The following is a 21,932-nucleotide window of genomic DNA, read 5'->3' as shown; positions in this document are numbered from 1 at the left end:
CTAGCTGCCGCCGAACCAGTTGTAGCCCTGGTCCTCCCAGTAGCCGCCGGGATAGGTGTTGGTGACGAAGATCGCCTGGACGTGCTTGGGGTTCTTGTAGCCAAGCTTGGTCGGCATGCGCAGCTTCATGGGAAAGCCGTATTCGCGCGGCAGCGTGCGGCCGTCATAGGTCAGCGCCAGGATGGTCTGGGGATGCAGGGCGGTGGGCATGTCGATGCTGGTGTAGTAGTCGTCGGCGCACTTGAATCCCACGTACCTGGCGCTCAGGTCCGCGCCCACGCGCTTGAGGAAATCCGCGAACGGCACGCCGCCCCATTTGCCGATGGCGCTCCAGCCTTCCACGCAGATGTGGCGGGTCACCTGTTCGGCCTGGGCCATGGCGCGCAGCTCCTCGAGCCGCCAGGCGCGGCGGTCGGCGACCAGGCCGCTGACTTCCAGCCGGAACGATTCCTCGTCCACGCGCGGCGCCTGGTCGATGCCGTAATAGGCGTTGAACGGAAACGGCCGCGCGATCACGGATTCGGGATAAGTGGGAGCCAGCTGGGTCGGATCGAACAGCCAGCCCTGGACGCGGTCGTTCCAGCGCGACACCGCGGCCAGCGCGCGCTCCACGCCTTCGTCGTCGGCCAGCGAGCAGCCCGACAGCATGGCCAGCCCGCCCAGGGTCAGCCCGCGGCGCAGGAAGGCGCGGCGCGCCGGCTGCGGCAGGCGCTTTTCCAACAGTCCGCCGGCTTCGCGCAGGATCTCCGCGGCGTCCGGGCGGGCGGCGGCGAGACGGTTTTTCGGCTTGGATTGCGGATTCATTCGTGGCTCCCGTTCGTTTGCTCAGCGCCCGCGGATCATGGCGGCCAGGCTGCGCGGCACCACGGCCACCATCAGCACGTGCACCGCGACGAAGGCCGCGAGCAGGGCCATGGCGTAGAAGTGCACCAGGCGCGCCCCTTCGTATCCGCCCATCAGTTCGCGCAGCAGTTCGAACTGCACCGATTTCCACAGCACCAGGCCGGAGGCGACCAGCAGCGCGATGTCGGCCATCGCGAACAGGTAGGCCAGGCGCTGCAGCTGGTTGTAGCGGCGCGGGTCGGCGTGCGAGAGCCGGCCGCGCAAGGCCGCGCCCAGGTCGGCGGCCAGGCCGCGCAGGCTCAGCGGAAAGAATTTGCGGCGCAGCCGGCCGGTGGCGAGATTGGCGGCCAGGTACAGCACGCCGTTACCGGCCAGCAGCCACATGCCGGCGAAATGCCATTGCAGGGCGCCGCCCAGCCAGCCGCCGAGCGTGACTTCGGCGGGGAAGCTGAAGTCGAACAGCGGCGAGGCGTTGTAGATGCGCCAGCCGCTGGCGGCCATGACGCCCACGGCCAGCGCGTTCAGCCAGTGCTGGATGCGCAGCCAGCCGGGGTGGACAGGGCTGGCGCCAGGGGCGCGGTGGGCGGGAATGGCCGGCATGGAAGGCTCCGGGTTGCTTGTCGTTGGCGACATTCTTGTCCGGGGCCGGTGGCGAAGTCCTCACGCAAACTTAAATTAAATGTGATAACTCGCCGCGCGCGGATTGGCGACAATACGCGCATCATTCCCCATCCGAGCTGCCCATGGACACGCCCCGACGCGTACTGATAGTCGAAGACGACGCCCACATCGCGGAACTGCTGCGCATGCACCTGCGCGACGAAGGCTATGCGGTCGAACACGCCGCCGACGGCCACGACGGCATGCGCAGGCTGGAGGAAGGCAACTGGGACGCGCTGGTGCTGGACCTGATGCTGCCCGGGATCGACGGGCTGGAGATCTGCAAGCGGGCGCGCGGCATGGCGCGCTACATCCCCATCATCATCACCAGCGCGCGCTCCAGCGAAGTGCACCGCATCCTGGGCCTGGAGCTGGGCGCGGACGACTATCTGGCCAAGCCGTTCTCCATGCTGGAGCTGGTGGCGCGCGTGCGCGCGCTGCTGCGCCGCAGCGAGGCGCTGGAGCGCAACGCGCGGCTGGACGCCGGCAGCCTGTCGCTGCACGGCCTGGCCATCGATCCGCTGGCGCGCACGGCCGACGTCGACGGCCGCCGGCTGGAGCTGACGCCGCGCGAATTCGACCTGCTGCTTTTCTTTGCGCGCAATCCGGACCAGGTGTTCTCGCGCCTGGACCTGCTGAACCAGGTGTGGGGCTACCGGCACGAAGGCTACGAGCACACGGTCAACACCCACATCAACCGGCTGCGCGCCAAGATCGAGGCGGACGCGTCCAATCCGCAGCGCATCCTGACGGTCTGGGGCCGGGGCTACAAATTCGCGGCGGCGCCCGGCCGCGCGGGAGACGCGGCATGAAACGCCTGACGCTCACCCAACGCCTGTCGGGCGTGTTCGCGCTGCTGCTGCTGGCCTGCTGCGGCGCCTCGGCCTGGCTGCAGATCGCCGCCAATTCGCGCTACCAGCAGGAGGTGGTGCAGCGCCTGTCCAGCGGGCTGGCGCAGCATATCGCCGGCACCAACGAGCTGATGGACGTCAACGGCTGGCGGCCGCAGGCCGTGCGCTCGCTGTTCGACATGCTGATGGCGGTGAATCCGGCGGTGGAGGTCTATCTGCTGTCCAACGACGGCCACATCGTGGCCGACGCCGCGCCGCCCGGCGAAATCAAGCGCGGGCGCGTCGACATGAAACCGATCCGCCGGCTGCTGGCCGGAGACATGATGCCCATCGTCGGCGACGATCCGCGCAATCCGCAGGCGCGGAAAGTCTTCAGCGCCGCGCCGGTGCGCGTGGGCGGACAGGAGCAGGGCTATGTCTACGTGGTGCTGCAGGGCCAGGCGCGCGACGCGCTGGCCCAGGACGTGTCGCGCAGTTCGGTGCTGCGCATGACCTTGTGGTCCATCGGTCTGGTGGCGCTGCTGGGCCTGGCCGCCGGCCTGGCGGCGTTCGCGCTGATCACGCGGCCGTTGCGCGGCCTGACGCGCGCGGTGCGCGCTTTCGGCACGGACGACGGCATGGCGCTGGCCGCGCTGGAAGGTCCGGACGACGGGCGCGCCGGCGAGCGCGGCGACGAAATCGAGGTGCTGCGCCGCAGCTTCGTGCAGATGGGCGCGCGCATCTCCGAGCAATGGCGCGAGCTGACGCGGCAGGACCAGCAGCGGCGCGACCTGGTCGCCAATATTTCGCACGACTTGCGCACGCCGCTGACTTCGCTGCACGGCTACCTGGAAACGCTCCGGCTCAAGGACGCCACGCTGGAGCCGGCCGAGCGGCGCCGCTACCTGGACATCGCGCTGGCGCAGAGCCGCAAGGTGGGCCGGCTGGCGCAGGAGCTTTTCGAGTTGGCGCGGCTGGAGTCCGGCCTGGTGCGGCTGGAGCCCGAAACCTTTTCGCTGCCGGAGCTGGCGCAGGACGTGATCCAGAAATTCGAGCTGGCCGCCGAGGCGCGCCAGCAGCGGCTGGCCACCGACATCGCGCACGGGCTGCCGCCGGTGCGCGCGGACCTGGGTCTGATCGAACGGGTGCTGACCAACCTGCTGGACAACGCCATCCGCCACAGCCCGCCGGGCGGGCGCATCGAACTGCGCCTGGGCGCGGCGCAGGACCGGGTGCGCGTACAGGTCAGCGATTCCGGCGACGGCATCCCGCAAGCGCTGCGCCCCGGGCTGTTCGTGCGGGCCAGCGCGCTGAACCGCGGGCCGGGGGAAAGCGGCGGGCTGGGGCTGGTGATCGTGCAGCGCATCCTGCAACTGCACCAGAGCGAGATCCGGCTGGTGGAGCAGGCGGGGCGGGGGGCGGTGTTCGAGTTTGAATTGGTGGCGGCTGGGGCCGCCTGATGGGTTTCGCGCGGTTGACAGCAGGTTTCTTATATCGGATGCCGCGCGCTGCACCCATCCTACGATCCGATCCCCGAACGTAGGATGGGTGCAGCGCGAGATTCCTTATGCAAGAACTCGAATACCGAACGCGCGAAACCCATCAGGCGGCAAAAGCCGCCACCGCCTAAACCCGCCGCACCGTCCCCCCGCCCGCATCCACCTCCAGCACGTCCCCGCTGCCCACTTCCCGCAATATCCCCTGCACGTTCACCACAGCGGGAATACCGAATTCCCGCGCCACGATGGCGCCGTGCGACAGGTAGCCGCCGGCCTCCATGACCAGCGCCGCGGCGCGCAGGAACAGCGGCGTCCAGGCCGGATCGGTGGAGGGCGCGAGCAGGATGCTGCCGGCCGGCATCTCCAGTCCCTCGGCCGGCGTGCGCGCGACGAAGGCGGGGCCGGTCGCCCGTCCGCCGGCCGCGGGCGTGCCGCGCCAGGCGCCCGAGGCGGATTGTCCGGCCGGGCGGCTTGCCGGCTGCGCCGGCGCCGGCGCGCCGCCCGCCGCGGGTTCGACGATCACGTCCGGGTCGGGCGTGGCGGCCCAGGTTTCCAGCTGGGTGCGGCGCAGGGCCGCGCGGCGGCCCGCCGCCACGGGTGCGAGCCGGCCGTCGGCCAGCGCGAACAGTTCGGTGGCGGTCAGGTGGAATACGTCGTCGGCCACCGCCAGGCCCTGGCCGAGATAGCGTTGCCCCAGCGCCAGCGCGCTGCGGCGCGCCGCAGCCAGGTAGGCCACCAGCACGCTACGCGCGGCCTCGCGCTGCCGGCCTTCAAGGCGCGAGGCCTGCAGCAGTTTCGCGGCCAGCGGACGCTGCCAGAACGGCAGCGCGGCGCGCAACTGCTGCCAGGCCTGGCGCGCCGCTTCCTCCTGGCGCGCGCGCAGCGCGCCGGCGTCGGCGCCGATCAGGTTGACCACGCTGTCGAGCAGGTAGCCCGGCGCCTCGCGCCAGCGCGGATTGCGCAGATAGGTTTCATACACGGCGCGATGGCCGTAGCGGCCCAGGAAGTCGGCGAAGGCCTGTTTGAACGGGCTGCCGTCGGGCAGCGCCTCGCGCCAGGCGGCGCTGTCGCGCTGCGGGCTGCGCAGCCAGGCCAGCGCCGCCGCGTCGGCCTGCGCCAGCTCGGCCAGCGCCATCAGCGCATAGCCCTGGCTCGCGGTCACGCTGGGCTCGCCGCCCGCCATCAGCGCGGCCGTCAGGGCATGGCCCTGGCCCGGGCAGGCCTTCTCGACCAGTTCCAGCAGCTTCGACAGCGCGCCGCCGCCCGAGCCTTGCAGGAAGAACAGTTCGTCCGCGCCCAGCACCGTCAGGAACTGCGTGCGCAGGCGCGCGCCGAGTTCGGCGCCGGCGGCCGGCAGCGGCTCGTCCAGCCAGGCCAGGGCGCGCGCCAGCAGCCGCGGCAGGTCGGTCTCGGCGCGCTTGCGCAAGGGGGCGGCGCGGCGCAGGTAGCGCAGGATGCGCGCGGCATGGCGCAGGCGCTGCGCGGGCGTGGGCGCGGGCGCCTCGATCGCGGGCTGGGGGCCGCCCAGCAGCGCGTTCATGGCCGCCGGCGGCACGCCCAGGGCGTCGTAGCCGACCCACTGGATGACCGAGGCGTCCAGGTACACGCGGCCCTGGAACAGCGCCGCCAGCCGCACGCCCGGCAAGGGCGCGTAACCGCTCAGTTCGAAACCGCTGCTCAGCATGCGTTGGGCCATGACCCGGCCGCTGTCCCATTCCAGCGCCGACATGGCCTCGGGCAGCACTTCGCGCGTGTTGCCGCGCGACCAGTACGAAGGCTGCGAACGCAGCGCGGGATAGGTGTAGCGCGCCGCCGCGGTGATCGGGCGCGCCTGCAGAATCCAGAATTGCCGCCCGTCCCAGGCCCATTCGAGGTCGTGGCCGGCGCCGGCATAGTCCAGGGCGCGGGCCGCGTCGCGCGCGATCTCGCCCAGCGCCTCGGCCTGCGCATCGCTGAGCACGGGCTGCGCGGCCCGGGCGGCCGCGGTGTCGGCCAGTTGCGTGCCGCCGGCGGCGGCGGGCAGGCTGGCCTGGCGCTTGGCGCCCACGCGCCGCGACGCCAGCGGCCAGGCCAGGCGCAGGTAGTCTTCGCGCAGCCGGTATTCGTCGCCGTCGGCCTGTCCGGCCACCAGCGATTCGCCCAGGCCCCAGTTGGCGTGGATCAGCATTTCGTCGCGGCGTCCGGACAGCGGGTCCATCGTGAACGCGATGCCGGAAGCGGCGGCCTCGATCAGCGGCATCACCACCACGGCGATGCCGCCCTCGGCGTCCAGCCCCAGACGCTGGCGATAGGCCTGCGCCTGCGGCGTGGCCTGCGAATCCCAGACGCGCGCCAGCGCCTCCAGCACGGCCTGTTCGCCGGTTACGTTCAGGCAGGAAAGATGGATGCCCGCGAAGGACGCGCCCGCGGAGTCCTCCTGCGGCGCGGACGAGCGCAGCGCCAGCGGCCGCGTCAGCCAGCCGCGGTCGCGCAGCGCCTGCAGCAAGACGCGCTGCGCCTCGGGGGGCACCGGCTGGCCCGGCTGGCGGCCCAGGCTGGCCGCGGCCGCCAGCACGAAGCCTTCGGGCACGGGCACGCCGAGCTGCGCCATGCGCGCCAATTGCCAGCCCTTGCCGCCGGCGGCGCGCGGCCCGGCTTTTTCGGCCGCCGCCCAGTCCAGCACCAGCGCGTTCATGGCGCCTCCTTGGCGGCGCCGCCCAGAAACAGGCTCAGGGCTGCGTCGTATTCGTCGCGCAGGCTCGCGCCGGGCCGGTCCAGCCAGCGCAGCATCGCGCCCAGGTGCAGGAATTGCAGGTGGTGAGCCAATTGCTCGGCGGACAGGTCGGCGCGCAGCTGGCCCGCGGCCTGCGCCTCGGCAATCAGCGAGGCGTACGCCGGTTGCAGGCCGCTGCGGGGATGGCGGGCGGCGTCGGACTGCGCATGGGCCAGGCGATAGCGCAGATACGGGCCCAGATACGCGCGATGCGATTCGGACCAGTCGGCCGAGGCGCGCAGGATGCGCGTCAGCCGTGCGGCGAACGAGGGCAGGGCGCGCAGCGCCGGCCACAGCGCCGCCAGCGAGGCGGCGAGTTCGCCGTGCAGATGGTGCGCGAGCAGCGCCTCCTTGACCGGGAAATGGTTGTACAGCGTGCCCTTGGCGACGTCGGCCGCGGCCGCGATCTGCTCCATCGTGACGGCGTCGTAGCCCTGCGCCTCGAACAGGCCGAAGGCGGTGCGCGCCAGATGGTCCAGCGTCTGCAGGCGCTTGCGCTCGCGGCGGCCGGGATCGGCCGCCGGCGCGGGCGATAGGGATTCGGTGGCGGACATGGCGGCTCGGATTATCTGAACGATGAATAATATTATACGTCGTTCAATAATTTATCAAAGCCGCCGGGCGGGCGGTGGCCGCAGGGATCAGGCGTTGGCGGGCATCTGTCCGTGCAGCAGGTAGTCCATCAGTTCGCGCACCGAGCGCATGGCGTTGCCGAAAGGCAGCTTGGATGCGCCGCGGAAGAACAGGCCGCGGCTGACTTCGCCGCGCATGGCGGCGGCCAGCTTGAGGTCGATGCAGAACTGGCCGAAGCGCGACAGCCCGTCGCGCAGGCCGCACTGCGTCAGGCAGTCCATGCGCTGGCTGCAGCGGCGCGCGTCGCAGCGGGTGTTTTCCTGCAGCGTCTTTTCCTGGCGGAGGTAGCGCGTCAGCCACGGCGTGGCCACGGCGCGCGCCGGCAGGCCGGCCACGCTGGTGAATTCCTTCAACTGGTCGGGGTCGGCGTCGATCAGCACGCGCTTGAAATTCTCGTGCGCGTCGCCCTCGATAGTGACGGCGAAGGCGGTGCCCACCTGCACGCCGTCGGCGCCGTGCCCCAGCCAGTGGCGAACCTGGTCGTGGCTGCCCACGCCGCCGGCCACGATGAGCTTGGGCGCGTCCTTGCCCAGCGCCAGTTCCTGGAACAGCTTGTGGCAATCGGCCAGCACGCGCTTGAAATCGAAGCGTTCGTCGTGCACGTCTTCGAGCCGGGCCGCGCCCAGGTGGCCGCCGGCGTGGCCGGGATGCTCGATCACCACGGCGTCGGCCAGCCGGCCCTTCTTGATCCATTTCTTGAGCACCGCGGCCACACCGCGCGCTTCGGACAGAATCGGCACCAGCGCGACCTTGGGGAAATCGGCGGTCATTTCGGGCAGGTCCAGCGGCAGGCCCGCGCCCATCACGATGGCCTGGGCGCCGCTTTCGCAGGCCTGGCGCACCAGGGCCGGGTGGCCCCGCACCGCCTTCATGACGTTGACGGCGACCAGGCCGCGGCCCTGCGCCGTGTCCAGCGCGGCGCGGATTTCGCGGTGCAGCGCTTCGAGGTTGGCGCTGTCGATCAGGTCGCGGTCATGGCAGCGCTCGGTCTTTTCGAGCAGATCCGGATGATGGTGGCGCAAATCGATGCTGGCGATGGTGCCCATGGCGTTCTGGCTGGCGACCGCGCCGGCCAGGCGATGGGCCGAGATGCCGACGCCCATGCCGCCTTGTACGATGGGCAGCAGTTCGCGTCCGGCGAGAGTGAGTGATTTGAACCACGTCATGATCAGGTCTTTCCTCAGGTCAAGTTGACAGAGGCTAGAGCAAGGGGCGTCCGATCGCCTTGCGCGGGATCAAGCGGCGGGGAATTGCGGACGGGGCCGGGCCCCGTCCGATACGCGGTATTTCAGGCCAGCAGCTTGACGATCGCCGGCACCGACAGCACGGCGGTGTAATAGCCCATGAACTGCACGCCGGTGTTGAAGCCGAACAGGCGCGACAGCAGGCCGCCGAACAGGCCCATGGTGAGGATCACGAGCAGGCCCAGGAACTGGCCTTCCCAGACGCTGATGACGATGATCAGGCCGACGAAGGTGGCGATGATGGCCTCGTGGCTGACCTTGCGCGACACGAACAGCGCGGCGCGGCGCGCAAAGTTCATGGCGAACGGATAGGACACCACCGCGGCCAGCAATACCGCCAGCATGCCGTAGCCCAGGAACTCCCAGTGGTTCAGCAGGTTGTGCAGATTGTTGGTCTGGCCGGTGGCGGCGTCCACCGTGAAGCGCGGCGGCGCGTTGAACAAGGGCGCCGCGGGGCCGGCGGCCACCGGACTGAGCGGCAGGCCGAAGGCGATCAGCGGAATCAGCGCCTCGGCGATGTAGGTGGCCTCGGTGACGCCGTTGCGCGCGCTCAGCACGGTGGTCAGGCGGTGATAGGCATGCTTGACGCGCGAGCCCACCAGCTCGCCCAGCACCACGGTCATGGCCACGGGGCTGAACACGAAGGTGGCGCTGGAGACCGCGGCCGTGGCCAGCGTCCAGCGGGTCTGCGTGCGGTCCATGACCTTCAGCGGGTTGGGGAAGTAGCCCGACCAGCCTTTCACGTCCGGCGCCAGCGAGAAGGTGCGTACCTTGTCGCGCAGCATGCGCGAGCGCCCCTGCGGCGAGGCCACGCTGAACAGGTCCGCGATCAGCGGCCCGATGGCGATGCCCAGGAAGTAGCTGATGCTCAGCTTGACCCCGTACTTGGCGGTCAGGCTTTGCAGCGCGACGATGAGCACGACGAACGGCACCAGCAGCGCGACCGCGGCCCAGCGGCCGGCCGAGAAGTAGGCGATGAGCAGCGCCGCGGCCAGGAAGATCCAGGGCGCGAACCGGGTGATGACCGCGCCGAACGGCGCCAGCAGCACCGCGAACAGCACGGCCAGCGGCACCGCCACGAACGCGGCGACGATGGCGCCGGACACCATCTTGCGCAGCGCGATGTGCGGCACGCCCAGCTTGCGCAGCATGTTCGCGTCCTGCAGCAGCGGCGTGGCCATGGTGTCGCCGGGTATGCCCAGCAGCGCTGTGGGCACGGCATGGGTCATGTGCTTGGCCACGGCGCCGGCCAGGAAGAAGGTGAAGACGCCCGCCGGCGGCACGCCCAGCAGCACCACCAGCAGGGTCAGCGGCGCCAGCGTGGTGGTTTCGTCGGTGCCGGACACCAGGCCGATGGCCGCGAACACCACCGCGCCCAGCAGGCCCATGGCGGCCGCCATCATGATTTGTTCGAGTAGCGCGGGATTGCTCATGCCAGCGCCTCCTTGTTCGCGCCCTGCGGCGCTTCGGCGCGCGCGCGCGCATCGGGCGCGGGCGCGGCGGGCTGGGCGAACAGCTCGTACAGGTCCAGCGCCTTGAGTTCGCGCACGGCGGCCTCGGGCAGATCGGCCAGCGTGCCCAGGCCGCCGGGCTGCTCGGCCAGTTCGGCCAGCACTTCGGCGCGCCAGGCCGGGTCCTGGGTGGCGCTGTGTTCGACCACGATGCGCTTGGGCGGGAACAGGCGGGCGCAGATCAGGCCGGCCAGCACGCAGCCCGCCAGCCCGGCCAGCATGGCGTAGGCATGGGCCAGCTCGGGCGAGGCGACGACGCCGCGCAGCCAATGGCTGGCGGCATAGAACCCCGCCACGCTGATGACGATGCCGATGCCGATGGCCCACGCCAGCTGGCGCAGGTCGACCGTGTCGCTCCAGACTTCCGCCAGGCGCGCAGGCGGCGCCGGGGTGTTCGGATTCATGTCTCTCTCCTTGGTTCTTGTCAGGCCGGATGGCCGGGTTTATCGGGGCGCGCGCAATTCCTCCAGCAAGGCGCGCGCGCGGTCGCTGGTTACGTCCCGCAGGGCCGCCATGCGCTTGGCGACGGTGTCGATCTCGGCGCCCGTCGCGCCGGCGGCCAGGGCGATGTTGCGCGCGTGCAGCGCCATGTGGCCGCGCTGGATGCCTTCGGTGGCCAGCGCCCGCAGCGCGCCCAGGTTCTGCGCCAGGCCCACGGCCACGGCGATTTCGCCCAGTTCCTGCGCGCTTTTCACGCCCATGATCTTCAGCGCCAGGCGGGCCAGCGGATGGGTCTTGGTGGCGCCGCCCACCAGGCCCACGGGCATGGGCATCTCGATGGAGCCGACCAGCGCGCCCGCGGCGTCTTTCTCCCAGTGGGTGAGGGAGGTGTAGCGGCCGTCGCGGCTGGCGTAGGCGTGGGCGCCGGCTTCCACCGCCCGCCAGTCGTTGCCGGTGGCGACGATCACGGGGTCGATGCCGTTCATGATGCCCTTGTTGTGCGTGGCCGCGCGGTAGGGATCGACCGCGGCGAAGGTGTAGGCGTCGAGCACGCCTTCGATGATGTCGGCGCCGCTGCGCTCGGCCGTGTCCAGCGCCTGCGGCGTCAGGCGCACGCGGGCGCGCGCCAGGCGCAGGTCGGCCAGGTTGGACAGGATGCGCAGGCGCACGGAGCCGCCGGAAATTTCCTCGATCAGCGGCGCCACGGCCTCGGCCATGGTGTTGACGGCGTTGGCGCCCATCGCGTCGCGCACGTCCACGATCAGGTGCAGCACCAGCATGGGGCCGCGCGGGGTGTCGGGAAATACGTGGACTTCGATGTCCTGGCAGCCGCCGCCCAGCTCGACCAGGGTGCGGTCGCGGCCGTTGGCCAGCGCCACGATGCGCTCGCGTTCGCGCAGCAGCGCCAGCCGCGCGCCCTGCGGATCACCCAGGCCCAGCACCTGCACCTGGGCGCGCATCAGCGGCCGGGTGCTGGAAGTCTCGAAGCCGCCGCAGGCGCGCGCCAGCTTGGCCATGTAGGACGCGGCGGCCACCACGGACGGCTCCTCGACCGCCATCGGCACCAGCACGTCGCGGCCGTTGACCTGGAAGTTGGCGGCCACGCCCAGCGGCAGTTCGAACGCGGCGATGACGTTCTCTATCATGCCGTCGGCGCGGTCCAGGCCCAGCGCGCCTGGCGCGGCCAGCAGCCGGCGCTCCTCGGCGCTCAGGTCCGCGGCGTCGGCCACGGCCGCCAGGCGGTCGGCGGGGGTGAGGGAACGGAAGTTGGGCAGGCGGGAATCGGCCAATTGCGGGGTCTCCATGTATCGGAATCGGGTGGCCAGATTCTAGGTAGACTGTACCGGTATTGAGAGGTACAGTTTCGACAAACAGTGTCATTGCACTGCACCAATTTTTGCATATGTCCGGCAGCCTTCCTCCCCTGGCGACGCGCCCGCCGCGCGCCGCGCCCATCGCCGAAAGCCTGGCCCGGCTGATCGGCCAGCAGATCGCCGACGGCGTGTACCGGGCCGGCGACAAGCTGCCGTCGCTGCGCGAGCTGGCGCAATTGCACCGCTACGCGAAGAACACCGTGGTGGTGGCGTTCGAAATGCTGGTCGCGCAGGGCCTGGTGGAGCCGCGCCGGGGTTCCGGCTTCTACGTGCTGGAGACGGGCAGGACGCGCAAGGCCGCTGACGAGGAGCCGGGGCAGCTGAGCCGCGCCATGGACATCGTGTGGCTGATGCGCGAGCAGCTCAAGACCCAGCCCGACGCGGTCGCGGTGGGCGACGGGTTTCCGCCGGTGGAATGGCTGGCCGACATGCGCATGGACCGCTACCACCAGAAGGTGGTGCGCACCGGGCTGGGCGCCTTGTTCCGCTACGGCAGCCGCTTCGGCTATGCGCCGCTGCGCGAAAGCCTGGTGCGCAAGCTGGGAGACGTGGGCATCAATGCGGCGCCGCCGCAACTGGTGCTGACGCACGGCGCGAACGAGGCCATGGACCTGGTGATCCGCTACTTCGTGCCGCAGGACGCGCCGGTGCTGGTCGACAACCCCGGCTATTACCCCCTGTTCGGCAAGCTCAAGCTGGCCGGGGCGCGCATGCTGGGCGTGCCGCGCCTGCCGGACGGTCCGGACATCGCCGCGCTGGAAGCGCTGCTGCAGCGGGAAAAGCCGCGCCTGTTCTTCACCCAGTCGCTGGCGCACAACCCCACGGGGTCGGACATCTCGCCGGCCAAGGCGTACCGGGTGCTGCAGCTGGCGGAGCGCCACAACCTGATCCTGGTGGAGAACGATCCGCTGGCGGACTTCAAGCCCACGTCCGCGGTGCGCCTGGCGGCGCTGGACCAGCTGGAGCGCACCATTTACATCGGCAGCTTCTCCAAGTCATTCTCCGCCGCGCTGCGGGTGGGCTTCATCGCCTGCAACGCCGCGCTGGCCAGCGACCTGGCCGACCTCAAGGCGCTGGTGCACGTCAGCAGTTCCGAGTACTGCGAGCGCATGGTGGACGTGATGCTGCGCGACGGCCACTACGAGCGGCATCTGGTCAGGCTGCGCCAGCGCCTGGAAGCCGCCACCGGCCATGCGCTGCAGGTGCTGGATTCGCTGGGCGCCGAGGTCTTCGCCCGGCCCACCAGTTCGCTGTACCTGTGGTCGGCCTTTCCCGGCGTGGACGACACGCTGGCCCTGGCCGCCGAGCTGATGCCGGAAAAGATCATCATGGCGCCGGGGCGGGTGTTCAGCGTGGACCCCACGATCCGATCGCCCTGGGCGCGCTGCAACGTCGGCGCCATCGGCTCGCCGCGTTTCCGGGAGGCGATGGCGCGGCGTGGGGGGTGACGCGCGGGTTGGCGTGGGGCGGGCGTAGGATGGGTGTAGCGCGAGAATACTTAAGCAAGAATTCAACTATTCAACGCGCATAACCCATCAGGCGGCGCCAGCCGCCGCCTTTCGAGGCAAGAGACAAACCGCCGGCTCTCGCCGGCCGATGGGTTACGCGCGTTCGGAGTCAGAATTCTCACCCGCCGGTTGCCGCGCTACACCCATCCTACGACCCAATATCATGATTCATGGTTCGACCCGCAGCCACGTGCCCGCGCCATGGTTCCACGCAACGCCACCCCTTCAGCGATACTCGAACGTTTCGAACCATTCCCGCATCCGGCTTTCGGCCTGCGCGCTCAGGTGGCGCGCGGCCGGCGAGTCCGGCGTGCTGCGCGCGCCCTGCACGGCGAAGCGCCGCACGCCGCGGCGGGACAGTTCCCGGGCCACGTCCAGCAGCCGGGTCTCGTCGAACCAGTCGGGATGCCAGGTGACGCGGCATTCGAAATCGCGCCGCGCCGACAGCAGCTGGGCCAGGCACGACATGGCGGGACGCTCGGAATCGCGGCGGCCGGTGATGTCGTCGTAGCCGGCGGCGTCGGCCTTGATGTCCAGGCCGACCCAGTCCAGGTGCTGCAGCACGTCGGCCAGGCGCAGCGGATAGATGCCGGCGGTGTGCATGCCGACCTGGTAGCCCATGCGCCGCACGTCGCGGATCATCTGGGCCAGGCGCGGCTCGCTCAGGGGTTCGCCGCCGGAGAACACGACGGCGTCCAGCAGCCCCTTGCGGGTTTCGAGGAAAGCGCGGATGTCATGCCAGTCGTAGCGCGCGGTGCGCGTCTGCAATTCGGTGTTGTGGCAGTAATGGCAGCGCCAGGGGCAGCCGGCGATGAAGACCACGGCGGCCAGCTTGCCGGGCCAGTCCACGGTGGAAAAAGGCACCAGCCCGCCCACCGAATGGGCGTGGCGCGGCAAGGGCTGCAGCACCGGCTGCGGCAAGGCGGCGTAGGCCGGCCTGACGGCCATCCTGCGCGCGGCGGGCGCGGACCCCGACCCGCAGGCCGGGGCAGGACGCGCGCCCTCAGGCGCGGCGTTCGACGAAGAAGCGGCGTTCATTGAATTCGCCTTGTTTGCCGGTGTTGAAGGACGAAACGGGACGGTGGTAGCCCATCACGCGGGTCCAGATCTCGCAGCGCACGCGCTGGCTGTCGTCCAGCATGGGGGCGGTGGCGGGGGCGATGTCGGGGGTGGTCAGGGTTTGCATAGGGGTTCCTTGGTAGAGGCCAGGGGGATATCCGGCTAGGCCGGGGTGCAGCATGACGATTGCCGGGCGAGCAGCTCGGCATCGCATTTGGGGCAGAACTCGTGGCGTCCCGCCAGATAGCCGTGGTTGGGGCAGATCGAGAAGGTCGGCGTGACGGTGATGTAGGGCAGGCGGAAATTCGACAGCGCGCGGCGCACCAGCTCCTTGCAGGCGCCGGCCGAGGACACGGCCTCGTTCATGTACAGGTGCAGCACGGTGCCGCCGGTGTACTTGCCCTGCAGCGCTTCCTGAAGCTCCAGCGCGTGGAAGGGGTCGTCCGTATGCCCCACCGGCAGCTGGCTGGAATTGGTGTAGTAGGGCTGCGCGTCGCTGCCGGCCTGCAGGATGTCGGGATAGCGCTTGCGGTCCTCGCGCGCGAAACGGTAGGTGGTGCCTTCGGCCGGCGTGGCCTCCAGGTTGTACAGGTGGCCGGTCTGTTCCTGGAACTCGGTCATGCGGGCGCGCACGCGGTCCAGCAGCCGGACCGCCATGGCGTGGCCCGGCCCGGTGGTGATGTCGTCCATATCGCCGGTGAAGTTGCGGATCATCTCGTTGATGCCGTTCACGCCCAGCGTGCTGAAGTGGTTGCGCAGCGTGCCCAGGTAGCGGCGGGTGTAGGGATACAGGCCCTGGTCGATGTAGCGCTGCACCACCTTGCGCTTGGTTTCGAGCACGTCGCGCCCCAGTTCCAGCAGGTGGTCCAGGCGCGCCATCAGCTTGCCCTCGTCGCCGCGGCAGGTATAGCCCAGGCGCGCGCAGTTGACCGTGACCACGCCCACCGAGCCGGTCTGCTCGGCCGAGCCGAACAGGCCGTTGCCGCGCTTGAGCAGTTCGCGCAGGTCCAGCTGCAGGCGGCAGCACATGGAGCGCACCATGTGCGGCTCCAGGTCGGAATTGAGGAAGTTCTGGAAATAAGGCAGGCCGTAGCGCGCCGTCATTTCGAACAGGCGTTCGGTGTTGGGATGGTCCCAGTCGAAGTCCGGCGTGATGTTGTAGGTGGGGATGGGGAAGGTGAAGACGCGGCCCTTGGCGTCGCCGGCCATCATGACTTCGATGTAGGCGCGGTTGATCATGTCCATCTCGGCCTGCAGGTCGCCGTAGGCGAACGGCATTTCCTCGCCGCCCACGTACGGAATCTGTTCGCGCAGGTCGGCCGGGCAGGTCCAGTCGAAGGTCAGGTTGGTGAACGGCGTCTGCGTGCCCCAGCGGCTGGGCACGTTGAGGTTGTAGATCAGCTCCTGCATGGCCTGCTTGACCTGCGCGTAGGTCATGGCGTCGCGGCGGATGAAAGGCGCCATGTAGGTGTCGAACGAGCTGAAGGCCTGCGCGCCGGCCCATTCGTTCTGCAGCGTGCCCAGGAAGTTGACGATCTGGCCGATGGCGGCCGACATGTGGCGCGGCGGCGTGGCCTCGACCTTGCCGGGGATGCCATTGAAGCCTTCGGTCAGCAGCTGGCGCAGCGACCAGCCGGCGCAATAGCCGCTCAGCATGTCCAGGTCGTGGATGTGGATGTCGCCTTCGCGGTGGGCGCGTCCGGCCTCCGGCGCGAAGACATTGGACAGCCAGTAGTTGGCGGTGACCTTGCCCGCGACGTTCAGAATCAGGCCGCCCAGGCTGTAGCCCTGGTTGGCGTTGGCGTTGACGCGCCAGTCGCGCTGCTCCAGGTATTCCTCCATGGCGCTTTCCACGTCCACCAGGGTGTGGCGCAGCGAGCGCAGGCGGGCGTGCTGCTCGCGGTAGACGATGTAGGCGCGCGCCGTGCGCCAGCGGCCGGCCTGGACCAGGACTTCCTCGACGCGGTTCTGGATGGTTTCGACGCCGGGGCAGGGCTGGTCGGCCAGCGCGTCGATGACGGCGTCGGTCAGCGCCTGCGCGCCCGCGAGGTCCAGTTCCCCGGTGCTCTGGCCGGCCGCGGCGATGGCGTGGGCGATCTTGTCGCGGTCGAACGCCACGACCCGGCCGTCGCGCTTGAGTATGTGCTGGATATGCATGACTGACACCATATGTAGTAGGGTGGTGAAACTCTATCACCACATATGGTGTCGTCGACGTACGCGAGACGCGGGATTTCAGCCCTGCTTGATGCGCATCAAACGCGTTTTTCGCGCCTTGCGCGGACCGTCAAAAGCCGATTCCGACCCCGGCCAGCGCGATCGCCAGGGCCAGCGCCGCGGTGCGCGCCGCCGGGCGCGGGGCCCACGACAGCATGCCGACCCACAGCAGGGCGCCGGCCGACAGCCAGCCCAGCCAGGCCACCACGCCCACCGTATTGCCCCACAGGCTGACGCAGGGCAGGAGGGCCAGGGCCAGCAGCAGCAGGCCGGCGCCGCGCAGCACGCGGCTGTGTCCGGCCGACGGGTCGCGGCCCCAGACCTGGTCGTAATGGCGCGGCATGGCCAGGCTCAGGCAGGCCATGCCGGAGTAGGTCAGCAGCAGGGCCATGCCGATGGCGTACAGGTCGTTGGAATTCATGCCGCTGCCTCTTCGTTTGCGCGGGGGATGCGCTGCGAGGGCGCCGTAGCGGGCCGGCGCCATAACCGCAGGGCCGCCCAGCCCGATAGTACGCCGAAAGCCAGGGCGCTCAGTTCGACGCCGGCGCTTTCCCAGTCGCCGCGCGCGATCTGCGCGTACAGGTGGTCGCCCACGGCGGCGTACGACATCAGCGGCAGCAGCAGGCACAGCGCCGACAGCAGGCCCAGCTGCATGATCCAGGCGCGGCGCGGGGCGCACAGCCAGGCATGCGGCAGCGTCAGCGCCCAGATCAGGAAGAAGACGCGCAGCTCCCACGCGGCCCGGTCCTGCAGCGTCACCGGCAGCAGGCGATTGGCCCAGAAATAGCCGACGCAGGCGATGGCCAGCCCGGCCATCGCGGCCACGTTCAGTCCTTCGATCAGGCGGTAGACGCGCGCGGTGGCGGCGCCGAATTCGCCGCCGTGCCGGGCGCGGCGCTTGACCATGAAGAGGATGGCGCCGGTGCCCATCAGGGCCGCGCCGGCCATGCCGCAGATGAAATACAGCCATTGCATGGCCACGCCGCCGAACCTGGCCATGTGCAGGTCGCTCAAGACCTGGCGCGTGCGCGGCGCGGCGCCGCCCAGCACTTCGCCGGCCGGGCGCACGCGCAGCAGTTCGCCGTCGCCCGTGAACTCCGCCATGCCGGTGGTGGCGCTGATGTTGCGCAAGGTGTCGGCCGCCTCGTTCCAGCCGTACACGCCGATGCGCATGGAGCTGTCTTCGGGGTTGCGGATGACGATGGCGCGGGCGGTCTGGCCGATCAGGCTTTCGGCCCGGGCGACGATGGGCTCCAGCGCCGGCACGGCCTGGGCGGCGCCGCTGCGCGCGAGCATCGGCTCGCCTTCCAGTTCGGCCAGATAGGCGCGCAGCGCCTGCGGGCCCTCGCCGTAGGTGGCGGAAACGGGGGCGGGCATGAGCGTGGCGCCGGAAATCACCACGCCGGTGTAGGCGATCATGAACAGAAAGGGCAGGGTCAGCACCGCGCTCGTATTGTGCGCGTCCAGCCACGAGCGCTGGCCCTTGTTGGCGCGGAAGGTGAAGAAATCCTTGAAGATGCGTTTGTGCGTGACCACGCCGGAAATCAGCGCCACCAGCATCGCCATGGTGGCGAAGGCCACGATCCACAGCCCCAGTCCGGCGTCGTGCAGGGTGTAGTGGAAGTCCACGAAGTGCTGGCCGCCCGGCGTGGCACGGCTTTCGGCCTCGTCGTGGTGCTCGTCCAGTTCGGCGCCGGTGACGGGGTCGAGCTCGGCGTCGGCGTAAAGGCCGTTCTTGTCGAACCAGTACACCGTCAGCCCGTTGTCGTGGTGGCGGTTGACCGGCCAGATTTCCCACATGCCCGCGCCGGCATGGTTGCGGGCCATGTAGTCCACCGCCAGCCCGAAGCGGTGGGCGCGGTCCACCGGCGCGCCTTGCCGCTCGGCGGCCGAGGCTTCGGCAGCCTGGTGTTCGGGCGTCATCCAATGGGTGATGGGTTCGGAGAACACGGCCAGCGAACCCGTCAGGAAGACGGCGAACAGCAGCCAGGAGAACCACAGGCCGACCCACGTATGGAGCCAGGCCATGGACAGGCGGAAACCGGATTTCAGGGTGAGCCTCTTTCTTGTGACGCCGCCGCGAACCGAGGCGGTCTGATTTTTATTGAGAATAATTCCGATTCTAAACTAAATGGGGCCAGTGTTGTCCGGTCCGGGGCTTTGTATTTTCTGCACCCGGTGCGCGCAGGCGCGGCGTGCGGGGCGGCGCGGGAACGCCGGTTGCTGGGGTCGCGCAGGTCGCCAGGCCGCCGGTACGCGGCGGCGGTGGCGCGACACTACACAGACAGAGGAGCGTCCAATGAAACGCAAAGCCGGAAATGCCGCGCAGATCGAGGAACTGCTGTATCAGGCCCTGGAAACCGAGATCGGGGGATTGAAAATCTACGAGACCGCCGTGACCTGCGCCGTCAATGAAGACCTGAAGCAGGAATGGCAGGACTATCTGGAAGAAACGCGCACCCATCGCCGCGTGCTGCTGACCGTGTTCGAGCAGCTGGGGCTGGACCCCGAGCGCGAGTCGCCGGGCCGCGAGGTCGTGCGCCATATCGGCGAGTCGCTGGTGAAGGCCATGAAGATGGCGATCGCCGCTGGCGACGCCGACGCCGCGCAGCTGGTCGCGACCGAATGCGTGGTGCTGGCCGAGACCAAGGACCACGCCAACTGGACGCTGATCGGCGTGATCGCCGAGCAGCACGGCGGCACCGAGGGCAAGGTGCTCAAACAGGCCTATGACGCGGTGGTCACCGACGAGGAACACCATCTCTATCACACCAAGGGCTGGTCGCGGGAGCTGTGGATCGAGGCCCTGGGCTATCCCGCCGTGCTGCCGCCGCCCGAAGAGGTCAAGCAGGTGGAGTCCGCGATCGGCGCATCCCGCGCCGAGCAGTCCCGCGCCAAGATGCTTTAGGAGAGCCGCCATGCCAGGGAAGAAACCAGCCAAGGCGGGCGCCGCGCCGGCCGTCGATAGCGCCTACCAGAACACCGACAGCGGCCCCGGCGCCGCGCCCGAGGGCGGCGCGCGCGGCCGGGCGCGCAGTCCGGCCGCCAGGCGGGCCGCGGCCGTGGACGCCGCCGCATCCGCGCTGGACCACAACGCCGGCAAGGCCGCCGAGTATGGCGAGGAAGGCGCGCGCTGTCCGTATACGGGCGCCAGCGTGTCTCCGGCGGACCCGGCCGCGGGCGCCAGCTCCCTGTCCGAAAGCGCGGACTCGCCCAAGACCGGCGGGCCGGCCGCGCCCGGCGTCAACGCCGCCGACGGCCGGCTGGCGCGCGTGCGCGCCGACCCCACGGGCCAGCCGCTGACCACCAACCAGGGCGTGCGCATCAGCGACAACCAGCATTCGCTCAAGGCGGGGCTGCGCGGGCCGGCGCTGCTCAAGGATTTCGTCCTGCGCGAGAAGATCACGCACTTCGACCATGAGCGCATCCCCGAGCGCATCGTGCACGCGCGCGGCTCGGCGGCGCACGGCTACTTCGTCTGCGAGCGGGCCCTGACCGACCTGACCGCGGCCGCGCCGTTCGCCGAGGTCGGCAAGCGCACGCCGGTATTCGTGCGCTTCTCGACCGTGGCCGGCGAGCGCGGCTCCAAGGACACCGCGCGCGATGTGCGCGGCTTCGCGGTCAAGTTCTACACCGACGAAGGCAACTGGGACCTGGTGGGCAACAACATGCCGGTGTTCTTCATCCAGGACGCGATGAAATTCCCGGACCTGGTGCACGCGGTCAAGCCCGAACCGCACCACGCCATGCCGCAGGCCGCTTCGGCGCACGACACGTTCTGGGACTTCGTGTCGCTGATGCCGGAATCCACCCACATGCTGATGTGGCTGATGTCGGACCGCGCGATCCCGCGCAGCTTTCGCATGATGCAGGGCTTTGGCGTGCACACCTTCCGCTTCGTCAACGCCGACGGCGAGTCGCGGCTGGTCAAGTTCCACTGGAACCCCTTGCTGGGCACGCATTCGCAGGTCTGGGACGAGGCCGTCAAGACGGCCGGCGCCGATCCCGATTTCCACCGGCGCGACTTGTGGGAGGCCATCGATTCCGGCAACCCCCCGCAATGGGAGCTGGGCGTGCAGGTCTTTACCGAGGAAGAGGCCGAACGCTTCAGCTTCGACGTGCTGGACGCCACCAAGATCGTGCCCGAGGAACTGGTGCCGGTGGTGCCGGTGGGCCGGCTGGTGCTGGACCGCAACCCCGACAACTTCTTCGCCGAAACCGAGCAGGTGGCTTTCTGCGCGGCGCACGTGGTGCCGGGCCTGGACTTCACCAACGATCCCTTGCTGGCCGGACGCATCCATTCCTACGTGGACACGCAGATTTCTCGGCTGGGCGGCCCCAATTTCCACGAGATCCCGATCAACGCGCCGCTGGCGCCGGTGCAGAACAACCAGCGCGACGGCATGCACCGCCAGGCCATCCACCGGGGGCGGGCGGCCTACGAGCCCAATTCGCTGGGCGGCGGCTGTCCGTTCCAGGCCGGCATGGACGGTTTCGTGTCCTTTCCCGAGCCGGTGGCGGGCGACGAGCTGCGCGGCCATCCCGAGAAATTCGCCGAGCACTACAACCAGGCCACGCTCTTCTACCTGAGCCAGACCGAATGGGAGCGCCGCCACATCGCCAGCGCGTTCGCGTTCGAACTGAGCAAGGTCACGGTGCCGGCCGTGCGCCGGCGCATGGTGGCGTCCCTGCGCAACGTGTCCGACGAGCTGGCCGGCTCGGTGGCGCAGCGCCTGGGCATGGCCTTGCCCGATCCGCTGCCGCGCGCCTGCGAACCGCCGGCGCCCGAGGTCGAGGTCTCGCCCGCGCTGTCGCTGACCGCGCGGCCCGGCGACGGCGGCGCGGCCACGCGCAAGGTCGCGATCCTGGTGGCCGAAGGCGTGGACGCCCGCGCCGTGCGCGCCTTGGCCGACGCGCTGATCGCCGCCGGCGTGGTGGTGCGGCTGGTCGGCCAGCGCATCGGGCCGCTATCGGGCGAGGGCGAAGTGCTGGACGCCGACGCATCGCTCGACAACCAGCCCTCGGTGCTGTTCGACGGCGCCATCGCGCCCGGCGGCGCGGCGGCGGCGGAGCGTCTGCACGCCGACGGACGGGCGCTGGAATTCCTGCGCGACGCCTATCGCCACGGCAAGACGCTGATGGGGCTGGCCGAAGGCAAGCAGCTATTCGTTGCGGCGGGCATCGAGCCGGACGAAGCCGACGCCGGCCTGCTGCTGGTCGACGGCGAGCCGGGCAACAGCGCGCCGCTGTTTCTGGAGGCGCTGGCCCGTCATCGCCATCCCGAACGGGAGACCGATCCGCCCGCCGTCTAGTCCTGTCGCGTCCAGGCCCTCGTCCATCGGCGGAGCTTGACAACGTACGC

At 70.0% G+C, this 21,932-nt stretch carries 18 protein-coding genes; 5 read left to right on the top strand and 13 right to left on the bottom strand.

Translation table 11 applies throughout. The features are described from left to right. Both A6B37_RS06270 and A6B37_RS06265 read right to left on the bottom strand, forming a co-directional pair. On the bottom strand, nt 1-804 hold the full coding sequence (locus A6B37_RS06270) for a molybdopterin-dependent oxidoreductase (protein ID WP_111825237.1): 804 nt from the start codon (nt 802-804) through the stop codon (nt 1-3). Between the two features lie 21 nt (nt 805-825). Further along, nucleotides 826-1,443: a cytochrome b/b6 domain-containing protein gene (locus A6B37_RS06265; protein ID WP_210405776.1), complete on the bottom strand. Its 618-nt coding sequence runs from the start codon at nt 1,441-1,443 to the stop codon at nt 826-828. A 143-nt stretch (nt 1,444-1,586) separates the two neighbouring features. Between A6B37_RS06265 and A6B37_RS06260 the strand changes: the two genes are divergently transcribed. Next, entirely contained in the window at nt 1,587-2,315 is a 729-nt protein-coding gene (locus tag A6B37_RS06260) for a response regulator transcription factor (RefSeq protein ID WP_102771027.1), read from the top strand. Then, nucleotides 2,312-3,793: a HAMP domain-containing sensor histidine kinase gene (locus tag A6B37_RS06255; protein ID WP_111825235.1), complete on the top strand. Its 1,482-nt coding sequence runs from the start codon at nt 2,312-2,314 to the stop codon at nt 3,791-3,793. Before A6B37_RS06260 ends, A6B37_RS06255 begins: the two co-directional genes overlap by 4 nt. A 166-nt stretch (nt 3,794-3,959) precedes the next feature. Here A6B37_RS06255 and A6B37_RS06250 read toward each other — a convergent pair whose 3' ends face one another. The 6 genes from A6B37_RS06250 to A6B37_RS06225 form a co-directional block, all read right to left on the bottom strand. Beyond that, entirely contained in the window at nt 3,960-6,506 is a 2,547-nt protein-coding gene (locus A6B37_RS06250; protein WP_111825234.1) for a PEP/pyruvate-binding domain-containing protein, read from the bottom strand. Next, on the bottom strand, nt 6,503-7,138 hold the full coding sequence (locus tag A6B37_RS06245; protein ID WP_111825233.1) for a TetR/AcrR family transcriptional regulator: 636 nt from the start codon (nt 7,136-7,138) through the stop codon (nt 6,503-6,505). Before A6B37_RS06245 ends, A6B37_RS06250 begins: the two co-directional genes overlap by 4 nt. Before the next feature lie 87 nt (nt 7,139-7,225). Beyond that, nucleotides 7,226-8,383 (bottom strand): nitronate monooxygenase family protein, encoded by a 1,158-nt coding sequence (locus A6B37_RS06240; RefSeq protein ID WP_102771031.1) that lies wholly within the window; start codon nt 8,381-8,383, stop codon nt 7,226-7,228. A gap of 122 nt (nt 8,384-8,505) precedes the next feature. Further along, complete coding sequence (locus A6B37_RS06235; protein WP_111825232.1) at nt 8,506-9,894, bottom strand: tripartite tricarboxylate transporter permease; 1,389 nt, start codon at nt 9,892-9,894, stop codon at nt 8,506-8,508. Then, on the bottom strand, nt 9,891-10,376 hold the full coding sequence (locus A6B37_RS06230; RefSeq protein WP_102771033.1) for a hypothetical protein: 486 nt from the start codon (nt 10,374-10,376) through the stop codon (nt 9,891-9,893). The genes A6B37_RS06235 and A6B37_RS06230 overlap by 4 nt, the downstream gene beginning before the upstream one ends. Nucleotides 10,377-10,415: 39 nt before the next feature. Beyond that, on the bottom strand, nt 10,416-11,717 hold the full coding sequence (locus tag A6B37_RS06225) for a hydroxymethylglutaryl-CoA reductase, degradative (RefSeq protein WP_111825231.1): 1,302 nt from the start codon (nt 11,715-11,717) through the stop codon (nt 10,416-10,418). A 98-nt stretch (nt 11,718-11,815) separates the two neighbouring features. Between A6B37_RS06225 and A6B37_RS06220 the strand changes: the two genes are divergently transcribed. After that, nucleotides 11,816-13,234, top strand: a complete 1,419-nt coding sequence (locus tag A6B37_RS06220; RefSeq protein WP_111825230.1) for a PLP-dependent aminotransferase family protein — start codon at nt 11,816-11,818, stop codon at nt 13,232-13,234. A gap of 285 nt (nt 13,235-13,519) precedes the next feature. On the opposite strand, the gene A6B37_RS06215 is transcribed toward A6B37_RS06220, so the two are convergent. The 5 genes from A6B37_RS06215 to A6B37_RS06195 all read right to left on the bottom strand — a co-directional run bounded on the left by A6B37_RS06215 (nt 13,520) and on the right by A6B37_RS06195 (nt 18,598). Then, nucleotides 13,520-14,332: an anaerobic ribonucleoside-triphosphate reductase activating protein gene (locus A6B37_RS06215; protein WP_111825229.1), complete on the bottom strand. Its 813-nt coding sequence runs from the start codon at nt 14,330-14,332 to the stop codon at nt 13,520-13,522. Then, entirely contained in the window at nt 14,298-14,480 is a 183-nt protein-coding gene (gene nrdD / locus A6B37_RS26290) for an anaerobic ribonucleoside-triphosphate reductase (protein ID WP_102771037.1), read from the bottom strand. Before nrdD ends, A6B37_RS06215 begins: the two co-directional genes overlap by 35 nt. Before the next feature lie 35 nt (nt 14,481-14,515). Next, nucleotides 14,516-16,510: a ribonucleoside triphosphate reductase gene (locus A6B37_RS06205; RefSeq protein ID WP_111825228.1), complete on the bottom strand. Its 1,995-nt coding sequence runs from the start codon at nt 16,508-16,510 to the stop codon at nt 14,516-14,518. A 130-nt stretch (nt 16,511-16,640) separates the two neighbouring features. After that, nucleotides 16,641-16,991: a DUF3325 domain-containing protein gene (locus tag A6B37_RS06200; RefSeq protein ID WP_102771039.1), complete on the bottom strand. Its 351-nt coding sequence runs from the start codon at nt 16,989-16,991 to the stop codon at nt 16,641-16,643. After that, nucleotides 16,988-18,598 carry a PepSY-associated TM helix domain-containing protein gene (locus tag A6B37_RS06195; protein ID WP_111825227.1) on the bottom strand — a complete coding sequence of 537 codons (1,611 nt, stop codon included), beginning with the start codon at nt 18,596-18,598 and terminating at the stop codon, nt 16,988-16,990. Before A6B37_RS06195 ends, A6B37_RS06200 begins: the two co-directional genes overlap by 4 nt. A gap of 271 nt (nt 18,599-18,869) precedes the next feature. On the opposite strand from A6B37_RS06195, the gene A6B37_RS06190 reads away from it, so the two are divergent. Together A6B37_RS06190 and A6B37_RS06185 are read left to right on the top strand one after the other, a co-directional pair. Further along, complete coding sequence (locus A6B37_RS06190) at nt 18,870-19,478, top strand: hypothetical protein (RefSeq protein ID WP_102771041.1); 609 nt, start codon at nt 18,870-18,872, stop codon at nt 19,476-19,478. A 10-nt stretch (nt 19,479-19,488) separates the two neighbouring features. Beyond that, nucleotides 19,489-21,882, top strand: a complete 2,394-nt coding sequence (locus tag A6B37_RS06185) for a catalase (protein ID WP_111825226.1) — start codon at nt 19,489-19,491, stop codon at nt 21,880-21,882. Nucleotides 21,883-21,932 lie beyond the last annotated feature (50 nt).

Source organism: Achromobacter sp. HZ01 (genome assembly GCF_003267925.1).
Lineage (GTDB): Bacteria > Pseudomonadota > Gammaproteobacteria > Burkholderiales > Burkholderiaceae_B > Achromobacter > Achromobacter pulmonis_A.
Note: the sequence above shows the minus strand (reverse complement) of the source record. Positions and strands in the feature narration are given on the sequence as shown.

Coding starts and splice junctions, on each gene's coding strand:
- A6B37_RS06255 (WP_111825235.1), top strand. CDS start 2,312: ATGAAACGCCTGACGCTCACCCAACGCCTGTCGGGCGTGTTCGCGCTG.
- A6B37_RS06260 (WP_102771027.1), top strand. CDS start 1,587: ATGGACACGCCCCGACGCGTACTGATAGTCGAAGACGACGCCCACATC.
- nrdD (WP_102771037.1), bottom strand. CDS start 14,480: ATGCAAACCCTGACCACCCCCGACATCGCCCCCGCCACCGCCCCCATG.
- A6B37_RS06265 (WP_210405776.1), bottom strand. CDS start 1,443: ATGCCGGCCATTCCCGCCCACCGCGCCCCTGGCGCCAGCCCTGTCCAC.
- A6B37_RS06250 (WP_111825234.1), bottom strand. CDS start 6,506: ATGAACGCGCTGGTGCTGGACTGGGCGGCGGCCGAAAAAGCCGGGCCG.
- A6B37_RS06270 (WP_111825237.1), bottom strand. CDS start 804: ATGAATCCGCAATCCAAGCCGAAAAACCGTCTCGCCGCCGCCCGCCCG.
- A6B37_RS06230 (WP_102771033.1), bottom strand. CDS start 10,376: ATGAATCCGAACACCCCGGCGCCGCCTGCGCGCCTGGCGGAAGTCTGG.
- A6B37_RS06225 (WP_111825231.1), bottom strand. CDS start 11,717: ATGGAGACCCCGCAATTGGCCGATTCCCGCCTGCCCAACTTCCGTTCC.
- A6B37_RS06205 (WP_111825228.1), bottom strand. CDS start 16,510: ATGCATATCCAGCACATACTCAAGCGCGACGGCCGGGTCGTGGCGTTC.
- A6B37_RS06245 (WP_111825233.1), bottom strand. CDS start 7,138: ATGTCCGCCACCGAATCCCTATCGCCCGCGCCGGCGGCCGATCCCGGC.
- A6B37_RS06200 (WP_102771039.1), bottom strand. CDS start 16,991: ATGAATTCCAACGACCTGTACGCCATCGGCATGGCCCTGCTGCTGACC.
- A6B37_RS06240 (WP_102771031.1), bottom strand. CDS start 8,383: ATGACGTGGTTCAAATCACTCACTCTCGCCGGACGCGAACTGCTGCCC.
- A6B37_RS06235 (WP_111825232.1), bottom strand. CDS start 9,894: ATGAGCAATCCCGCGCTACTCGAACAAATCATGATGGCGGCCGCCATG.
- A6B37_RS06215 (WP_111825229.1), bottom strand. CDS start 14,332: ATGAACGCCGCTTCTTCGTCGAACGCCGCGCCTGAGGGCGCGCGTCCT.
- A6B37_RS06195 (WP_111825227.1), bottom strand. CDS start 18,598: ATGGCCTGGCTCCATACGTGGGTCGGCCTGTGGTTCTCCTGGCTGCTG.
- A6B37_RS06190 (WP_102771041.1), top strand. CDS start 18,870: ATGAAACGCAAAGCCGGAAATGCCGCGCAGATCGAGGAACTGCTGTAT.
- A6B37_RS06185 (WP_111825226.1), top strand. CDS start 19,489: ATGCCAGGGAAGAAACCAGCCAAGGCGGGCGCCGCGCCGGCCGTCGAT.
- A6B37_RS06220 (WP_111825230.1), top strand. CDS start 11,816: ATGTCCGGCAGCCTTCCTCCCCTGGCGACGCGCCCGCCGCGCGCCGCG.